This window comes from Bradyrhizobium sp. 141 (genome assembly GCF_023074055.1).
GTDB lineage: Bacteria > Pseudomonadota > Alphaproteobacteria > Rhizobiales > Xanthobacteraceae > Bradyrhizobium.
The window spans coordinates 16672-34545 of record NZ_JADPKR010000091.1 but is presented as its reverse complement, the minus strand read 5'-3'; the positions used below and the strand labels follow the sequence as shown (position 1 = coordinate 34545).

The following is a 17874-nucleotide window of genomic DNA, read 5'->3' as shown; positions in this document are numbered from 1 at the left end:
CCTGCTTCTGCCCATCCTGCTGCACTGTCGCGACGATCAGGGCCGGCCGCTGCTCGGACCGCCACGAAGCGGGCGCGAGACCAGGGATTTTCTGCGCAACGCCCACGCCGATCTTCCAGCGGCCGTCGAGGCCATGCGCCAATACTGGATGCCGATCCGCTACGCTCGCACCCGCTGATCACCGCAGACGTGGGAGCTCATACCGGTTACGATCATGGCATGTCCATCGCAGCAGTCCGTTTTTCAGGCGGCAGCGCCGCCGCCAGCAACCGGTAGCCAGAACTCCAACTGAGCTTGTATGGCTGGTTGCGCGTGCCGCTTGGGCGGGCGGGAATGCGGCGAAGATGTTTTTGCAGCGTGGGTCGCAATGATGAAACCCATGCACCTTCTAGTTCGACCAGCTTTTCTACGTTGCGGATGAGCGAGTTGGCTACGCGGCTATCATAAATGATTTGCGGCGCTCCGTCCTCTTGCTCTAACCACTCGGTGCTAAAGGCTGCAACCTTTGTCCATCCAGAGTCCATCGGTGCGGGTTTGGTTTGTCGCCATTCGAGAGCGCTACGCACTACCGATGAAATTCTTTCAAAGCTAGAGTTTTGCTTGCTGGCACCCCTTGTAACTCGGCCCCATTCGAAAACTGCGAGCGCAGCACGTTCAAGGTGGCGCGCTTCCTCAAAGGAAAGCACCTGATGGCTTGCAAGCTTACGTGACAACTCGCCAAATCGATCGGTAATCTAAGTTACTTGCTTTGAAGCCTGTATGAAGCTGACGCCTTCTGGCCACTCATAGTTTTGCAGCCGTTCCTGCCACCCAAGGGAGCGGCGACAAACGCTCTTTCCGGCGCGCTTCGGTTGATGAACGCTGACGGTCCGCTCGATCTGTCCAACGAGCGCTAAGATCGGATTGAACGGCCGAAAGCCCCGACCTTTCAAGGTATTGTTCAAGAGCCATCTTGTGCATTGTTCACCCCATGCCTTCTTTTGTGGCGTGCGACGTTAGCTGGAGGCTGGGCTTGTGCGCAACTGCATGGGGTTGATTCTCCGATTTCGTGAGCACCCCACCCCCATGAACGTTGCCGACAATCGCTTGCCCGCCCTTGTGGACGTGGACGTGTTCGACCGTGACTTTCTGTTGGCCCTCGCCGCGATGGCGATTAAATGCCTCCAGCAATGTGGCGTACGTTCGGGAAAGCTTGTTGGCCTGACTTAAGTTCTCCTTCCGGCCCTCAAAAGTCTGCTCGGCAATCATTGCGCGCCGATAACATTTCATTGCCGCATTATGGGAAGCTAGCAACTGCGCCGCCAACATTCCCTCTAGTTCGTCCTTCTCGACGCCGGCGAGAAAGCCGAGGGACGCGGATTGCAGTTTGTGTGTGCGGTCTGCATCCGGATTGTTGCCGTACCATCCAGACGACAAGGCTTGATTGGCAAGAGTGCCATTCCAGGCATCGAACTTCGACCCGCCAATATATGTCAGCTTCGGATTTGAACTGTCCAGCTTGTGAGTTCTCACTGGCGGCTCCTTGCTATCCTTCAGAGAAGCTTTTGTTTTCGTCATGGTCATCCATCTTTGGGAACTGGCGGTTCGCTCGCTACAGCGCACCTTGGGGCGTGCTTAAGCCATCGGCGCTGCTGCCCATCGCGTGCAAGGTATGCAGAACTATCTCCGGCGGGCAATTTAAGCGCACAGGCAGAATGCCCGTGCCAGCGCCCACCGAGGTATATCCGACCATAGCGCCATGGCGCCATGGTCCAGCCCCCATGAATCTAGGCATTGCTGCCTCCAGCTTGATCGGAATTCCACCGGGTAGGCAAAGCTGACCTCCGTGCGTGTGTCCGCATAACATGAAATTGAATCTGGCGCTCATTGCTGGACCGTAAACTTCCGGCGTGTGCGCCAACAAAATCGAAAAAGCATCTGAAGGGATCTGCGACGCGGCTTTTTCAATGTCGTCTACCCGGTAGAAATGCGGATCGTCAACTCCGGCCAGGAAAATACGTTGTCCGCCACGAACAATCGGTTCGCACTCGTTGAACAGCACGCAGATTCCCATGGCTTCCATTGAAGGAACCATACGGATGCTGTCGTGGTTACCAAGCACCCCATAAATTGGCCCCTTCAATTGGGTCTGCAGCTCATAGATGATTTCTAGACTTTTTTTGAATGGGCCATATGTCTTGCCGCGATAGTCGCCGGTTAAGACGCAAATGTCGTATTGAAGGCCACCGACCACGCTGATCAGATGGCGCATCGCGCCTGCACTTATGTCGGCATGCAGATCGGTGATGTGAAGGATAGTAAAATTGTCAAATGCCGGGGGAAGATTCGCGAAAGCCACGCTATGTTTTTTGACAACGACGTGGTCAGCGTTTCGACGCGCACGGCCATAAAGTCCAGTCAGCTTCAGCGCAGTTCTGATGATCCACGGCGCTGAGTACCAATTTTCGAGATTGAAAAGGATCAATCCCTGTCCGAACAGCTGGGCTTCATGTTCAACTTCGATTTTCAGTCGCCGCTCAACATGTTCTGAGCCAATTCGCTCGATCAGGTTTTGCAGAGACGTTTTGGTCGCAACGTTCGAATTAGGATCCAATCTCTCATCTCTCTCGTGCTGGGAGGCCGTTCGAAACAAAAGCATGACTGGCGATAAATGTACGCGCTACGCCCCCTACGGTAAACTATATGTGTACCCCAGATTGATACCGCGACCGCCGCCAAAGCTGTCCTCACGGTGTCAAACGAAGGCACCGTGAGGCCCTTTTTGCATCATTTCATGCCGCACGCTGGCTCTGATTCGCGACGGGATATTCTGATACCGCGTTTTGTTTTTCGCGGCCCCAACTCATGAACCTCTTGCTCGATAGTTCTCCGGTGACATCGCAGCCCCACCAAGTCAGACGCCACTCGGTGGCGTGCATCACCTTTCGGCTGAACGCTCCTTTCGTCATGCAATCGATAAAGCCGCGCTCCTGCAATTCGACGAAGGCGCGTTGCGCGGTGCCGCGTGCGATGTTGCACCGTTCAGAAGCCCGCCGTATCGAAAGCCCAAGCCTGCCGTTGTTCGTGCCGTCATGGCCCCTGGCGATTTCGATCAGGACGGCGCGAGCGGGGCAGGTCAGGGACAGATAATCCGGTGAGTCCAGCATCCACCGGTACATCCGGACATGAGGCGCATCGAGCCGCTTGTTCCGTCTACGGTGCTTCGCCATGGGCCCCCTAGAAAGGCCAGAACCCCGGTCGTGATTGTTCGCGACATGTCGAGGGCTGTGAGTGCGGGCGGGGCCGAACCCCCACCAGCGATGATTTGTAGGCCTGCAATCGCCATCATGACTGGCCGCCCTTGGTTTCGAGGATGGTAACGAAGCTACGCAGAACATATCGCGCGTGCTCGCCGGCGAATGGCCCGCCGTGGCGCTCCCGGATGGTCTCAATGATGATGCCGGCCTTGCGGAGCTTGTGAACGTACCCGCTCCAGCGCGGCCCCGGATGATCGATCGGAGTGCACACATTGTCATTGGCGGCCTTCAACTTCATCAATGCCCATGCGTCGCGTCCGCGAACGGTCACGACTTGACCGGCGTCGCCGATCTGCGCCTTAATTAGAATGATCGGCGGCGCTCCCCGTCGGAAAAGCCCGCGTTCGCAACAATGGTTTCGGCGGTCGCCAGGGAAACTCTACACCGGCTGGCAACCCACCGGATACGATGGTCGGGAGGCGGGACTGCTTGGCTGACGGCCCAATCAAACAGGTCTGGGAGGTGGAGTTGCCGGCCGCAGTATGGTAGACGCGTGTCAGAATTCCTTTGCAAGAGGGCTTCGGCGCCAACCTCGGCGCGGTCTGGAACACCGCCCCGAGGTTTTTTATATTGAGCCGCAATCACGCTGCACCGGGAAGCGACGCAAGGAAGTCGCGCAAGTCGTCTCGCAAGACGAGGGTGCGCTTTCCGTATTTGCGAGCCTTGAGCTTGCCGGTGCTGATGGCTTGATAGATTTTGGTTCGGCCGATGCCGACCACCGCGCAAGCTTCCGAAATCGAGAGCCCCTCGCGTTGAATGTTCGAAGCATTTTCGTTCATTGCAATCTCCGTTGATGTCCGCATGGTTAGCTGCGAACACTCCGGAGAAATGCACTGATGCTCGCGCCCGATAAAGACGCCCGATATTCGCCCTAAATTTTCTTTTTTGGGTTGGCGAGAGCATTCTAAACTCACCCGAGAGCTGATTGTTAATGGTTTTGGAAGTCACTGCGACGGCCCGTGGATGAGCTTTGCGAAGCCATTCGGCGAGTGCTTTAGCCTCTTGCGTGATTGACGTCGCAGCCTCACCTCGTTCGTAACGGGCGCGGAATTCTTCCTTTACTAGTGGCTCTGCACAGTGATTATGACTCTTTGGAAGTAGTTGGATAGGCACGGCCCATTTTGGCGCGGGCCTTGTCTGTTGTGAACATCCATTTGATGCGTGAGCGGGCGGCATTTCGCTTGCGTTCCCAGGCGGCGATTTCGCGGCGCAGCCGCTTGGGATCGTCGATCCTGCGATCCAGGCATTGGCCGCGCAAGACGCCGATCTCGATCTCAACCATGTTGAGCCAGCTTGCGTGCTTGGGGGTGTAGTGGAACTCGAGCCGTCGCAAAATCCGCCTGGCTTCGGCGGGAGGAAACGCCTGGTACAGGGCGCCGGCAGAATAGGTCGATAAATTGTCCTGAATGACCCGGATGGCCTCCGCATCGGGATAATGGATATCGACGAGATCGCGCATGCATCGGGCATAGTCTTCCGGCGCTCGCCGTTCGGTGACTTTGACCTTGCGCCAGGGACGATGCACGTCGAGGAAAACGAAGAGATTGACCGTGCCATTGCGACGATACTCGTAATCGTAACGTTCGAGCCGACCCGGGCTGGCCGGGATGGGCTGACGCGCCTCGCCGATGAGCTGCACCGGGCTTTCGTCGAAGCACACCACCGGCCGCTTGGGATCGGGCACCTCGGCGTAGAGATCAAGCACGTCCTCCATGCGGGCGACGTATTCGCCGTCGACCTGCGGAATGCACCACATGTCCTTGCGCCAGGGCTTGAGGCCATTCTCGGCCAGGCGCCGCCGAACGGTCTCGTGCGACAGGCTCCTGTGTTCGGTGAGCTTGACCATCGCACCTGCCAGCAGATCGAGCGTCCAGCGGGCGCGGCCTTCCGGGGGACTGGCGCAGGCCGTCGCCACCAGCAGGGCTTCTTCCTTGACCGTGAGCTTGCGTTCCGCCCCGGGACGCGGGTCGTCGCTCAGCGCCCGCTCCAGATTGCCTTCCACGAAGCGGCGCTTGATCCGGTACACGGTCGAGCCGCCCACGCCGACGCTCCGTGCGATCTCCTCGTCGCCGGCACCGGCATCGGCGGCCAGCAAGATCTGTGCTCGCTTGAGCTTGCGCGATGCATGCTTGCCGCCGCTGAGCAGCGCCCTGAGTTCCGTGCGCTCGATTTGGCTGAGGTCGACCCGATAGCGTACATTCATGGCGTGCCTCCGTGTTCGAAGCACGCACAAACAACTGAATCGGATAGCCGGCGTGAGTCCTTCGGCAAAAGCCTTCACGCCCGGGCAGGGGCAGTATCTGGCGTATATCCACCTCTACACGCGCCTCCACCTCCAGCCTCCCGCCGAAGCCGACATGCAGAAATACTTCCGCGTCAGCCCGCCTTCGGTTCACCAGATGGTGCTGACGCTCGAACGACAAGGCTTCATCAGACGCCAGCCGGCGACCGCACGCAGCATCGAATTGCTCGTAGATCCCAAATGCCTGCCGGAGCTAGAACCGCAAGTCTAACCGGTCATAATCACTGTGCAGGGGTACTAGGTGCATTGAGGTGGGTCTGCCTGGCGCTCCAGTCTCATAAATCGAAGCCTTTGATTGCTCGAAAATTATTTCGCGGAGAACGTCACTTTTCTTCACCTGCAGATGAGTCCACGATGCCGGTCCCGATCTTTGCAAATAGAGTTGATCGTTGAAACCGTTATTCCAATGCTCCTCGTCCAAGTAAGGGATGCAGCTTATCCACGGTTTGTCTCCCGTTATCATTTCGAATGAATCGCGCATGGGTTCGCTGACCAATATCCCAGCGAATATTTGCGGCTCAATTACCTTTGGAGCTCCCCCTGAACTTGGTGTGCCGATGATCTGCACCTCGCCTGTTGACATCAGGGGAAGGAGCATTTCGACGCTGGCTTTCCACAATTGCGAGTCCTCCAGATGCTGAACTTTCTGGCCTCCTTCCGTCATGACCCAATGGACGGCAGAACAGAAGGGCACGTAACCTGCCGTGCCAGGACGCATCATCGGTTCAATCATATAGGGCTCGACCAGATACTCCTCCCAAACCTTCTTAAGGCCCTCGCGTGGAAGCTTTATTTCCGAAAATGCTGCCTCTCGATCTAAAGCGTCGCGTTTAAGTACATCGCGTTCCTGCTCCTCGAACAGTTGCAGATACGGCCACTCTCTCTGAGGGATGTCGACAACGTTGCCGGCGGCATCTTTCGTCAACAAAGTTGCCGACTTGCTTCCCGCGATTGGAAAGGCGAAACAACAGCCCAAGGACGCATCGCTGCCGGAGCGCTTCGCGGCAGACGCATATCGACTTAAGAAACTCGGCAGGTTCGTCAGACCCGGCCGCAGGCGCGCGTCGAGCCTTATCGATGCACGCCTATGGCCGTGGGACGCGAGACGCGCAAAGGAGGCGCCTCGTGCATCACCCGCGATCGCCAGCAAGGTGAAAGCCGCGGGGCAGGCCACGAGGTTCGACCACGTTGCCCTCGACGATCCATGTCACGGAATCGATTTGGCGACACGGATACTCGAATTGCTTGCCGGTCAGCCAGATGGTGATCGATCCACCTATTTCTGATACGAAGTGCTGCGCGCGAATATCTCCTGCTGCACTGTCTTTGTTCTGAAGACATAGCAACCCCTGTGTCGGTGTTCCATGACGATGCCCGGCATTGGACCACTTCCGGAGCGGCCGCTGTACGTGCGGTTTTCGATAACCGTCTCTGATCGTCGCCCCCTGGATGCCCGATCGAAAGACGTCGTTTCGTAACGCCGATGACTGTCCCCAGCCCGTGGCATTGCCGCCAGTAACCCAGCCAAAGTTAAGCGCCAGCTGCAACGCCTCGATGAAGTCACCTTGCCGCAGAGAAGAGCGCTAACGACGATTGTCCTCGTTCGGATCGACCGAAATAGAGCGAGACGACCGGGCCACGGTCAACTACCAACGCTTGTAATTGATCTAGATGACGCAAACATGCGATGTAGCGGTTGATGAATCAGTCGCACTAACCGGGGCTGAGGAAGGCGTTTGCGGCGTAACTTGCCAATGATCGACCGACGCGATGGGCACGATGAAATCGACGTCGCGGTGATGCTTGGCGGCATGACGCTTGGTCGGTCATGCGACAGCTGGTGGCACGATTGTTGAGGAGCGACCTGCGCCTTAGGCGTAATGGCTGCGGAAGTTTGTGAAGGAAAATAGTGAGTGCATCGACTCAACTCGCAACATTTTCAATCCGACTTTCACGGGATCATCATTGAAGGTCCAACGCACACCGGCATCCGACCCCGTCGTTTCGACCCTCCAGGCAAAACACATCCGGCGTCAACTGGTCGAACGCCAATGCGCGCTGAGCCTCGCTTGGGAACTGTCTTCCGCGAGCGATTTGTCGGCGCCTGCTCTACGGTCCTGTCTTCGAGGTCGCTGATGTCTCACCGCTGCGATGGATGCTGCGCTTGGAGTTTGGCTGATCGCGGGTCACTTCAAACGATGAATCGCGGGCCAATCTCACACAAATCGTCGGGCACGCTATGCGCTCACACTCGACTTTGGCTAGCCAGTAAATCCAGTTTCCTTTTCGGCTCTCGCGTCGCCCTTCCTCCGGGAATGCAAATTGCGGTCCGGCAGCGAGGTCGCGGGAACCAGTGTGGCGATGGCCGCCAAACCCTCCATGCTGCGGCCGATGGTGCAGTAGTCTTCATCGATATCGACATTGATATTCAACATTACGCCGGAACTCGCCGAGGCTTCGATCCTTCGCAAACACTAGCTGTCGTGGGCCATGAACTTGCGAATCCTTGCGATGCCGCGTCGGAAGAGTTCTAGGCAGCGCGATCTCTCTTTCACTGCTGCGACCGCGTGGCGAAACGATCAACGGCGGCATCTGGAGACGTTCAACGCAACGGCACCCTGGCCATATTCCAGCCCACCACATCACGATGGATAAAGGCGAAGCAGCTTTCAACATCTATCCTGGTGGGAGGGGCAATGGAGCGTGAGGCGAGAGCGCGCATAAGCTGTGCAGCATTTAGGAATTCACTTTGGAGAGCAACATGGTGCTGCGTATTGGGTCCGTCGCTCCTCCGATCAAAGTGGAGGGCTGGCTGCTCGGCCAGCCCCTAACACGATTTCAGCCCGGGAAGGTTTACGTTATCGAATTTTGGACAACGTGGTGCATGCCAAGTATTGCGACGATGTCCCACCTCGTACAGCAGCAAGAGAAATACAAAAACCACGGACTTGAGGTCATTGGGATCGCAGCTCATGAACGGACGTCAACGGCAGAAGAGGCTGCAACCAAGTTGGACGCGTGGTTGACCAAGAATTTTGCGAATTTGAACTGCCGGATCGCGTTCGACTGCACGGGTGAAATGAGGAGACTTTGGGTGGGACTTGAGTTTTCTTTGGAGAGTCCTATCTCATTCGTCGTCGACGGTGGCGGCCAGATCGCCTTTATCGGTCGTTCGACCCAGCTCGACGACGTGTTACCAAAAGTGTTTAGCGGCATCTGGTACACTAACGATTATGCAAAAGCCGCCGACCCGGAGCACCCCCGCGACAATCCGCTGGTGGTGGATCTAGACCAATCTTTGCTGCTAACGGATGTGCTATGTGAGTCCTTTTTGAACGCTTTGCCTCGTGGGTTCCGCGTGAATTTTGCAGCAATCCGGGCTCTGGCCAACGGAAAAGCGGCCCTAAAGCATTATCTCGCTATGAGTTCTGAGCTGGATTATGCGACACTGCCCTACAACCACTGCGTAATGGATCTGATCCACGCAGCCAAAGCACGGGGCAGGAAAGTTTACCTGACAGCAGCCAACGCGAAGCACGCGAAGGCCATAGCAGATCAGCTGGGCATCTTCGATGGCTGGTTTGCTTCTGACGCAACAACGAATTTGTCAGAACCTTCGAAAGCAGAGATACTTGCGGCTGCCTTCGGTCGGAACGGATTTGATTATGTTGGCAACGATTGCGCAGATTCTCCGGTGTGGGAGTTTGCCGACAATGTCTACGGCGTCGGCCTCTCCAATTCGGAAAAGAACCGGCTCATCGCGCTCAAGGGCAACTGCGTTGCATTAGATCGCGGCAACGCTAGTAGGCGGACGTGGTTCAAGGCCATCCGAGTCCACCAGTATGTCAAGAATCTCCTAGTCTTCGCGCCACTGGTGACATCGCACCAATTTTCGTTGGCTAAAATCAGTGCAGCTATGGTGGCCTTTCTCGCTTTTTGCGCCTGCGCGTCAGCGGTATACATCCTCAACGATCTATTAGATCTTGGGTCTGATCGCGCGCACTCTAGCAAGCGCGCGCGTCCGTTTGCGAGTGGCCTCCTCCATCTTCGAACCGGCTTGCTTATGGTTCCGATTCTCCTCCTGTTTTCTCTAATGCTGGCAGCCACAATCTCATGTGGGTTCGTCGACTTACTGGCCGGCTATTTTGCGCTGACGAGCGTTTATTCTGTCTACTTGAAGCGCAAGATGCTTGTGGACGTCGTCGTGCTAGCAATGCTCTATACCTTACGCATTGTTGCAGGTGGCGTGGCACTGGAAATACAGATTTCTCAGTGGCTATTCATTTTTTCTATGTTCATCTTCACGTCGCTTGCGCTAATCAAGCGCTACGTTGAACTGGCGACGAGGCTTGATCGCGGTCTTCCGGATCGTCCAGACCGTGACTACAGGATCACCGACCTTGATGTCGTTGCTGCTCTAGCTGCTGCGGCTGGCTTGAACGCCATCACAATCCTTGCACTCTATGTCGCATCGCCAGATGTGCAGATACTCTATCGACATCCGAAGGCACTATGGCTAATCTGTCCAATCCTTCTCTATTGGATAGGCAGGGCGCTCATGATGGCGCAGCGGCGTCTTATGGACGACGACCCGATTGTATTTGCACTGAAGGACCGTTTAAGCGCAATAGCCATCGCCTCAATCGTTGCCGTCGTTATTATGGCCATTTAACTTCGGCTCTATAAGCCTACCGTAAGTATCCGGTGAAGCTTTCAATTACCCACAATTGTTGATCGGATGGCGGTAGTACTGATTGAAAAATCTTGAATAGAATGAACCCCTTGGCGAGTGCGTTGGTGTGTTCAAGCGGAACGGCGTGTCGTTGCTCGGCTGGTCGGATGAAAGTGCCGCGAACATTGGACAGAGCGCGAGATCGACAAGGCAGTGTTCAAGGATGCCTGTCGGTCAACCGTTTAACCTATTGAAGCAAATTGGTGACGGCATGGGCGGCAGCATACGGTTCGCCCGCCAGTACTGGGCGAACACGAAGGCGGCCTACCGCTCCTTCGCCAACGAGCGCGTGGAGGAGCCCGACATCGTCAGCGGTCACTTCGCCGCACGCGCGCACGCGATGATTCTAGCGGCTCGATCCTCCTTATTCAGGACACGGCAGAAGTCTCTTACTAGCGCGCAAACACGAGCGCTATTGGCCTGACGAAGAGCGTCATCAGCGGCCGGGACGCCGTTGGCGCCATCACAGGTCTGCGGAATGCTGATGCATTCCAGCTCGCCGTGACTGTTCGAGGACCTGCCGCTGGGATTGGCGGCGGTTAAGTCTTGGACACGGAAAAAATTCAAAAGCACGGCGCAGCTCGAGAAGATTAACCCTACCCGCGTTCCAATTGAGAAGAAGGAAAGCGTTCGCTGGTCGACAATCTCAGGCAATCAATCGAGCGGCTCGGACAGCCGGGAGCGTTGCATTTCATATTGGTGATTGCGAAAGCGACATTTACGAATTGTACTGCCTGACCCAGGAGCTTGGCGCTCACTTCCTTGTCCGCGCCTGCGTCGATGGACTAGCAGGCGACGGCGATCATACGATTGCGACCGAGATGGAAGAGATCCGCGCCAATGTCTCCTGGGAGAGCCTGGCGGTGAGGCACGTCGCGGCCGTGGAAGCGGCGAACGCTCCCGAGCCCGACGACACCGCGAAGAGCGGCGCCAGACAGGTAAATTCAAGAAGGTCTGCACCACCGATCCCGAGGCTACGATGGCGACGAACGGCCGTAATCGCCGGCTCGAGCCGGCTTATAAGCAGCACGCCGCCGTGGACGACAAGCGTGGCGTCATCCTCGACGTGGAGGTCACCACCGGGGAGTTGAACGAGGGCCAGCACATCGTCGAGCAGGTGGACCGGACGGCTGAGAGGACCGGCACAGCGGTGACCACGGTCACCGCCGATGCGGGCTACGCCTACGGCAAGGTCTATGGCGCCATGGAAGAGCGGAACATCCATGCCGTGATCCCGACCAGGCCGAGCCGATCCGCTCGCCGGTCCCACTCCGTCGCTTTCGGTAGGACGCCCAGAACGACATCCTGAAGTGCCCCAGAGGCAAGGTCCTGCGGCCGCAGCGTTTGACCAAGCACGGGCGCTTCTTCTACTCGAAAGCCAAGGACTGCAGCCGTTGCTCGATGGCGAACCTGTGCCTGTCTTCCGGCCGGCGGAACAAGGCTGTCGTGGTGAGCGACCATCATCCTGCGCTCCTTCGAGCGCGTCGCCGTTGGCGCTCCGAAGGATACCACGGCGAGGCAAAGACTTGGCATGGACTCGCGCGCGCAATCCGACGCGGTCTTCAGAACATGCGCATCCAGGCGTTCCTGACCGCCGCGGCCGTCAACCTGAAGAGGCTGGCGTTCGCTCTTTTGCGCTTTCTCCGGATTGTCACCGCCTCTTTCGTATTGCCCGACGATCATCGCCATCTCGCCGCCGCCTGATCCGCAACCGCTATCGGCGTTCGGCTCTAAGTGGTTCTTCAACGGCCCCTACGTGCACTTCCTGCGCAAGCGCTCGACTATGTGCCGCGCAAGGTCGACGACGATTGCCTGCTCGAGTTGCGCTGGATGTACGACCGGCGCGACCTCTCGGAGGTGCGGCGCGATCTGGCTGCCTGGCTCGCCAAATAGGGCGGCAAATACCCCAAGCTCACCGGCTGGGTGGAGGAGAACATCGACGAGACTCTCACCTACTTCCGCCTGCCGCTGGCGCACAGGAAGCACATGAAGTCGACCAACATGCTCGAGCGGCTCAACGAGGAGATCAGGCGGCGCACTTATGTGGTGCGTATCTTCCCTAATGCCGAGAGCTGCTTGCGGCTCGTCCGGGCGCTCACCGTCGAGCGCCACGAGGCCTGGCTCCAGGATCATCGCTACCTGAACATGGATCTGCTGAATGAACACAAGAAGGAGGCACTGCGCCAAGGGCCTGACGATGCTCGGGCCCCACCAAGGGGATGGACGCCATCCCTCTCCGCCGCCCTCGCCCGCCCGCTGCGCTTCTGGGTGAGGCGAGCGACGGCGGCTCCGAGGGGATGGCTCAACCGGACCCATGATCAATTTTGCTGAACTTGACGCACAGAATTCAGATGCGCCAGGGGCGGGGCGCTGGATGCCACGATGAGGCCCGCCACCAGTTGCGCGTGGGCGTCCCTGGGTCGACGGGCGTGACTACTCGGCTTGCCATCATCCTCCAAAATCCGCGATGGAGTAGGGCGGGCGCCTGGTTTTGGGCAGGGTGACGCGAGTCATGGCCAGGAAATCCGTCAGAGCGCTTTCTTTCTAGCGCTAAGATAATACTGGGCCCCGAAAGGCAAGTTTCCCAGCAGAGAATCCATTCTGGTCAGGAATCTGCCAGCAGGCAGGACTGAGAAAATAGTCCGCGTGAAGACATCAGTGAAGCCGGCAGCAGTGAACATGCGACGCAACTTCGCGGGTCGCAACAGGACGGCATCCTTGTCAACATCGCATGTTTTGACGAAGTACTGCATCAGCGGATTGTAGGGATTGTTCTCAAAGACGAGCATTAACCCACCAGGCGCGGTAACGCGATACGCCTCGGCAACGAAGCTCTTCCATTGAAGCGGAGGGACATGGTGCATCACGCCGGTCGTGAAAACCATCGAAAATTGTCCATCGCTGTAGGGCAGTCGGCTGCCGTCGTATGTCGAATAGAGAACAAAAGGATGCCGCCTTGCCGCCAATTTGATGCTTCGGGCAGACACGTCCACGCCGTGGAGTTCACGAAACCTGCCCTCAAGCCCGGGATGGTACGCACCGACTCCGCAGCCCAGATCCAGCACATTCAGGCTTTTGAGATGGGTGAAATATCGCTGAGCCAGACGAAGGATATGTTCGCGCTTCACGTTAATGTAAAAGACGTGCTTCCGCCCTGCGAAGGCGACGGCTTGATTGACCATTTCCTCGTACGAGTCGGCCCAGCCGTCGAAATCTTCTGCAACTTGCCCTTGCGTCAGATGGCCGGGCGTCGCAATCTCTCTGTCCATGGTCTACCAAGTCTTTCAGGGGGCTTAGCCCGAGTTGCACACGCTTCCAGCTCCGCTGATCGCGCAGAGTGTTCATTGGTTTCCAGAAGCCTCGATGCCGATAGGCGGGTTCGCAATGTAGTTGAGGTGAAAACCTTCGTCGCTGGTTGAGACCGCAACTGCTCAAGTGCAGCAGCTACGCGAGAGGAATTGCTGTCGTTCCGGCGGACAGAGCACAAACCCGATACACCAAGGCTGACAAGGTCCTTTAGTTGCCAAAGTCGTGATCTTTTGGCATAGGCTCCTCCTTGCCAGCCTGGTAGAGGAGGCCCATTCCAATGGTATCAGCCTCCAGGAGCTTCTAGCTGACCTGAGCCTCGCAATCTCCTCCAAAAACTGGTAGAGCCCATCACCTCAGTAATCTGAGGCCGGCAAACTGGATCGTATTTGGTCGGAGTTTTGCGCTCCGAATCCTCTAGCAGTCTGCTGAAGAACCCCCTCGCCACGAAGCGGGCTTGATGATTCACTTTATCATCTCGAATCGGCGGAGGCGGTCATGCGCGGCAGGTTTACGGATCAGGGCGGCCTGTTTTCGTACATCGCGCCGGATAAGCGCGTGCCAGCGAACCATCCGCTGCGGAAGGTCCGGGAACTTGTTCGGGATGTTTTGAGTGATTTGAACCGCAGCCTTGGGAGGCTCTACGCCAGCGAGGGACGTCCTTCGATCCCTCCAGAGCAATTGCTGAGCGCCTTGCTGCTGCAGGTGTTCTACGGCATCCGCTCGGAACGCCAGTTGATGGAGCAGCTGGACTACAATCTTTTGTATCGCTGGTTCGTGGGACTGTCGCCGGACGATCCGGTCTGGGACCCGACCACCTTCACCAAGAACCGCGAGCGACTGCAGAACGGCGAGGTGTTCACGAAGTTCATGACCAGGCTTCTGAACCATTCTCAGGTCAAATCGCTATTGTCGGACGAGCATTTTTCGGTGGACGGAACGCTGATCGAAGCCTGGGCCTCGCAGAAGAGTTTTCGTCCCAAGGACGGCAGCGGCGACGATGATGATGGCGCCAACTTCCACGGCCAGAAGCGCAAGAACGACACCCATGCGAGTACCAGCGATCCGGACAGCAGGCTTTATCGCAAGGCGGCCGGACGCGAGGCCAAGCTTTGCTATATGGGCCACGCCACCATGGAGAACCGGCATGGTCTGGCGGTGGCCGGCAGGGTTACGGATGCCAATGGTACCGCCGAACGCCGCGCTTCGGAGACCATGCTGAAGGCGAGACGCAAAGCCGCAGGCCGCCGCATCACGGCCGGTGAGGACAAAGCGTACGATACCGTCGATCATGTCGCCAATCTTCGCGCCATCGGCGTGACGCCGCATGTGACACAGAACCAGGCCGTCACCAAAACCGGCAAGAACCGCAACAGCGCCATCGACGAACGAACCACGCGGCATCCGGGGTATGGCATGTCGCAATCGCGCCGGGCGATGGTCGAGTGCATTTTCGGATGGGGCAAGCAGCATGGCACCATGCGCAAGACCAAACATCGTGGCATCGCTCGCGTCGCCGCCGACTTCCTGCTCAATCTGATCGCCTATAACCTGATCCGCATTCCGAAACTGCTGGCCGCTTAACCACCCCGCGTCAGGGGGCACCCAACAACAGGCCAAAAATTACGTCCAACTCCACCGCGCCGCTCCAACAACCGCCGGCGAGAACACGAAAACTCTCCATTTCAAGGTTTTTCAGCAGACTGCTAGGTTGTAGGAGCGGCAGATGAGAAGGCTTCCAAATTTACGCACGCCCAAGCAGCGCAGATTCGGAGATATCTGCTGAAGGCCGGCATCAGTCAGCCGACCTATTTCAACCGGAAATGAAGTACCTGCTGATGGAGATGCAGCGATTGGAAGCAGCTCGAGGAGGAGAAAGGTGGCTGACCTGTCGCCTGACAGACGGCCGATATCCCATAGAATGTAACCAGTCGGAAGGCCTTTTCGCTGGTGTCGATTCGGCTGATGTCTTTTTCGAACTCCTAGCGACATATCTCAACCAAGTCGCCACTGCTTTGCCAGTGAGCGTCCCGAGCTGCGGTGGTCCGGGCGGTTCGGCATGCGTGATCGCAAGCGGGTGTTCAGGGTTACGTGTCCAACACGCCGGTCGACCTCCGCAAGGAAGCTGCCGGCTTCACAGCGCGGGGTGCGCGATGGAGAGGGCGCCCCATTCAGTGGCGGGCATACGTCTTCCGTTAGAAACGGGCGGATCGGATCGAGGCGGTCTAGGCGGGACGGCCGCGGGGTATACCCGTTTGCTAAGACGGTTCATGAGACAAAGTTCTGCCGGCCGAAGTTTACGCCGACACGGGTGCGGCTGAACCATTCGGCCTTGTATTTGTAGGAGGTTGCGCGGCTGATCCCTGTTTACGGCACAACCTGCCGCGGCTTGCTGCTCCCGGAAGATCCCGATGATCTGCTTCTATATTCGCTCTGCCTCTGTGAATCCCTTAAGAGCGCGCCACTTCAGATCGAGCAGCAGATCGCGCCAGTCCTGCGCGCTATCGCGGGCGCCATCGGTGAAGCCGACCAGTTCCTTGCGGCCTTCCGGACTCGCGCCGATCAGCACCAGGATGCACTGCTTTTCGTCTTCGAGACGCGCTTGGAGATGGATGCCATCGGCACAAATGTAGACGTAGCGCTTCGCCGAGAGATCGCGCCTCTGCCACTGCGGCGTGCTCGTCGAGCCAGCCGTCCTTCAGGCGACCGATGGTGGTGCTGACAACCCCGGCAGCATCCTTGCCGAGCAGCACAGCCAGTGCCTCGGAGAAGTCGCCGGTCGAGATAGCCTTCAGGTGAAAGGATCGGCAGCAGCCTCTCGATCGACTTCGACCGGCGCATGTAGGGCGGCAGGATCGAAGGCGAGAACCGGATGCGGCCAGGATCGGCGGCGTCCGCTTCGCCATCGCGTACACGCGGCTGGCGGACGGCGACCGGACCGATGCCGGTCATCACCTCGCGCTCCGGCAGGTGACCTTGGCGGGCGACGCGCTGCTGGCTGTCCATGCTGACCGAGAAAGTCCCAAACTCGGCCTTGACCGCCTGGGCAAGCAGGGCACGTGCCCCATTGCGCAAGACTTCTGTGAGTTGATCGTCGAAGATTCCTGGCTGAATCAGATGGACGACGTTACCGTTGGACACGGCGTATCGCTCCTTCGGTGGAGAAGTGGAGGCGTCAAGCACCCCCACGATATGACGCCTTTCCGATTGCCGCCGTCAGCAACTTTGGGCAGTAGCTCGTTCAATCCAACTTCTATGAGGTCGCACTCACAAGCCGCGCGGCTCGCGCCTGCCACGCGCGCTCACAGAAGTCAAGCTTCCCAGATCGGTCTGAAAATGGAGATCAGCCTTGATTCGATCAATGTTGAGCGGCGGCTAATGGGAGCAAATTGCGCCGGAGTTGTCGGGTAAAGCCGTTAATCGAAGCACCTTCTTTGATTGCCCGCACCCGCTCGCCGCGGCGCGAGCTGCCGGAAGGATTCGGCAAGTGGTTCACCGTCTACACTCGCTTCTGGCCTGGCGCAGAAGCGGGTCTGGGAGCAGGTTTTCAGCGGGCGACTATCCCGATTCGAATATGTCTCATCGATGGCTCGCTCGCCCGGATCCACCGGCATGACACCGACGCAAAAGGGAGTCCAAATCAGTGGCGGCCTGCCACCGTGGCCGTGGTCGAGGCGCCATCTGATCGAGAACTCCTTCTGTTCCTTTAAATCCCGACGCATCCCCACCCCGCGGGTACGGGCGCCGAAAGCGCGCGAGTGTATTGGTGGCGGCGAACAGGAAAATGATGGTACGACACGAGAGAGGTCGGTCGAGTTATCCGCAGAGCTGGCGTGATTGCTGGAACGAGGAGAAATAGCCAGCACCAACACGGCGAGTGCGGGCAGGAGTTTGTGATGAAGTTTCCGGGTTTATCAGCATCAATTCTTTGAACAGATACAGAATGAGTTTTGGACGCACCGGCTGACGTGAGGCCCTCCAAGTTAATGTAAACCACTATGAGCTGAGGCGGTCAAATCTCATTTCTGCGCCCAGAAGCTCGATTCTCGGAGCGAACAGCTCTTTTTGGAGTCTTGTCGCGAACTGTGCGAGTCAAACGCGCCGCATTCGGGAATGGGCTCATCCAGAAATCATCTTCTGGTGTCGCGAAGTCGGGGTCGGTATTTCTGCGTCCCCGGCACGAGACGCGTTGCTTGACATTCGACGCAAGGAGAAATGTCTAACGGCTGATCTTCCCT

The 17874-nt window shown here is 57.8% G+C and carries 14 protein-coding genes and 3 pseudogenes; 5 read left to right on the top strand and 12 right to left on the bottom strand.

Features of this window, described 5'->3' with window-relative positions; genetic code table 11:
* Nucleotides 1-212: 212 nt before the first annotated feature.
* The 7 genes from IVA81_RS27230 to IVA81_RS27200 all read right to left on the bottom strand — a co-directional run bounded on the left by IVA81_RS27230 (nt 213) and on the right by IVA81_RS27200 (nt 5499).
* A complete protein-coding gene (locus IVA81_RS27230; protein WP_247323709.1) occupies nt 213-713 on the bottom strand; it encodes a hypothetical protein in 501 nt (166 codons plus the stop codon).
* A 250-nt stretch (nt 714-963) separates the two neighbouring features.
* Nucleotides 964-1557 (bottom strand): hypothetical protein, encoded by a 594-nt coding sequence (locus tag IVA81_RS27225; RefSeq protein WP_247323708.1) that lies wholly within the window; start codon nt 1555-1557, stop codon nt 964-966.
* Nucleotides 1558-1591: 34 nt separating this feature from the next.
* Nucleotides 1592-2593 (bottom strand): metallophosphoesterase, encoded by a 1002-nt coding sequence (locus IVA81_RS27220; RefSeq protein ID WP_247323707.1) that lies wholly within the window; start codon nt 2591-2593, stop codon nt 1592-1594.
* Between the two features lie 178 nt (nt 2594-2771).
* On the bottom strand, nt 2772-3146 hold the full coding sequence (locus IVA81_RS27215) for a helix-turn-helix domain-containing protein (protein ID WP_247323696.1): 375 nt from the start codon (nt 3144-3146) through the stop codon (nt 2772-2774).
* A gap of 178 nt (nt 3147-3324) precedes the next feature.
* Complete coding sequence (locus tag IVA81_RS27210; protein WP_247323711.1) at nt 3325-3609, bottom strand: hypothetical protein; 285 nt, start codon at nt 3607-3609, stop codon at nt 3325-3327.
* A gap of 268 nt (nt 3610-3877) precedes the next feature.
* Nucleotides 3878-4075: a helix-turn-helix domain-containing protein gene (locus tag IVA81_RS27205; RefSeq protein ID WP_247323693.1), complete on the bottom strand. Its 198-nt coding sequence runs from the start codon at nt 4073-4075 to the stop codon at nt 3878-3880.
* A gap of 302 nt (nt 4076-4377) precedes the next feature.
* Nucleotides 4378-5499 (bottom strand): IS630 family transposase, encoded by a 1122-nt coding sequence (locus IVA81_RS27200; protein ID WP_247323692.1) that lies wholly within the window; start codon nt 5497-5499, stop codon nt 4378-4380.
* Nucleotides 5500-5551: 52 nt separating this feature from the next.
* Between IVA81_RS27200 and IVA81_RS27195 the strand changes: the two genes are divergently transcribed.
* Complete coding sequence (locus tag IVA81_RS27195; RefSeq protein WP_346659420.1) at nt 5552-5809, top strand: hypothetical protein; 258 nt, start codon at nt 5552-5554, stop codon at nt 5807-5809.
* Here IVA81_RS27195 and IVA81_RS27190 read toward each other — a convergent pair.
* From IVA81_RS27190 to IVA81_RS27180, 3 genes are all read right to left on the bottom strand, one after another.
* The gene (locus tag IVA81_RS27190; RefSeq protein ID WP_247323688.1) at nt 5792-6748 is read right to left on the bottom strand and encodes a hypothetical protein; all 957 of its coding nucleotides are present in this window, start codon (nt 6746-6748) and stop codon (nt 5792-5794) included. The genes IVA81_RS27195 and IVA81_RS27190 overlap by 18 nt on opposite strands.
* Nucleotides 6729-7145 carry a hypothetical protein gene (locus IVA81_RS27185; RefSeq protein ID WP_247323686.1) on the bottom strand — a complete coding sequence of 139 codons (417 nt, stop codon included), beginning with the start codon at nt 7143-7145 and terminating at the stop codon, nt 6729-6731. Before IVA81_RS27185 ends, IVA81_RS27190 begins: the two co-directional genes overlap by 20 nt.
* 714 nt (nt 7146-7859) lie before the next feature.
* Nucleotides 7860-8033 (bottom strand): hypothetical protein, encoded by a 174-nt coding sequence (locus IVA81_RS27180; protein WP_247323683.1) that lies wholly within the window; start codon nt 8031-8033, stop codon nt 7860-7862.
* Nucleotides 8034-8359: 326 nt separating this feature from the next.
* Here IVA81_RS27180 and IVA81_RS27175 point away from each other — a divergent pair, with 326 nt between their 5' ends.
* The 3 genes and pseudogenes from IVA81_RS27175 to IVA81_RS27165 form a co-directional block, all read left to right on the top strand.
* The gene (locus IVA81_RS27175; protein ID WP_247323681.1) at nt 8360-10270 is read left to right on the top strand and encodes a UbiA family prenyltransferase; all 1911 of its coding nucleotides are present in this window, start codon (nt 8360-8362) and stop codon (nt 10268-10270) included.
* An 890-nt stretch (nt 10271-11160) separates the two neighbouring features.
* Nucleotides 11161-11983, top strand: a pseudogene (locus tag IVA81_RS27170) (transposase); the annotation flags it as partial.
* Nucleotides 11984-12103: 120 nt separating this feature from the next.
* Nucleotides 12104-12517, top strand: a pseudogene (locus IVA81_RS27165) (transposase); the annotation flags it as partial.
* 341 nt (nt 12518-12858) lie between these two features.
* On the opposite strand, the gene IVA81_RS27160 reads toward IVA81_RS27165, so the two are convergent.
* The gene (locus IVA81_RS27160) at nt 12859-13599 is read right to left on the bottom strand and encodes a class I SAM-dependent methyltransferase (RefSeq protein WP_247323678.1); all 741 of its coding nucleotides are present in this window, start codon (nt 13597-13599) and stop codon (nt 12859-12861) included.
* 535 nt (nt 13600-14134) lie between these two features.
* Here IVA81_RS27160 and IVA81_RS27155 point away from each other — a divergent pair.
* Nucleotides 14135-15220, top strand: coding sequence for an IS5 family transposase (locus tag IVA81_RS27155; RefSeq protein ID WP_247323677.1), 1086 nt, complete (start codon nt 14135-14137; stop codon nt 15218-15220).
* Nucleotides 15221-16100: 880 nt separating this feature from the next.
* Here IVA81_RS27155 and IVA81_RS27150 read toward each other — a convergent pair.
* A pseudogene (locus IVA81_RS27150) lies at nt 16101-16825 on the bottom strand (transposase); the annotation flags it as partial.
* Nucleotides 16826-17874 lie beyond the last annotated feature (1049 nt).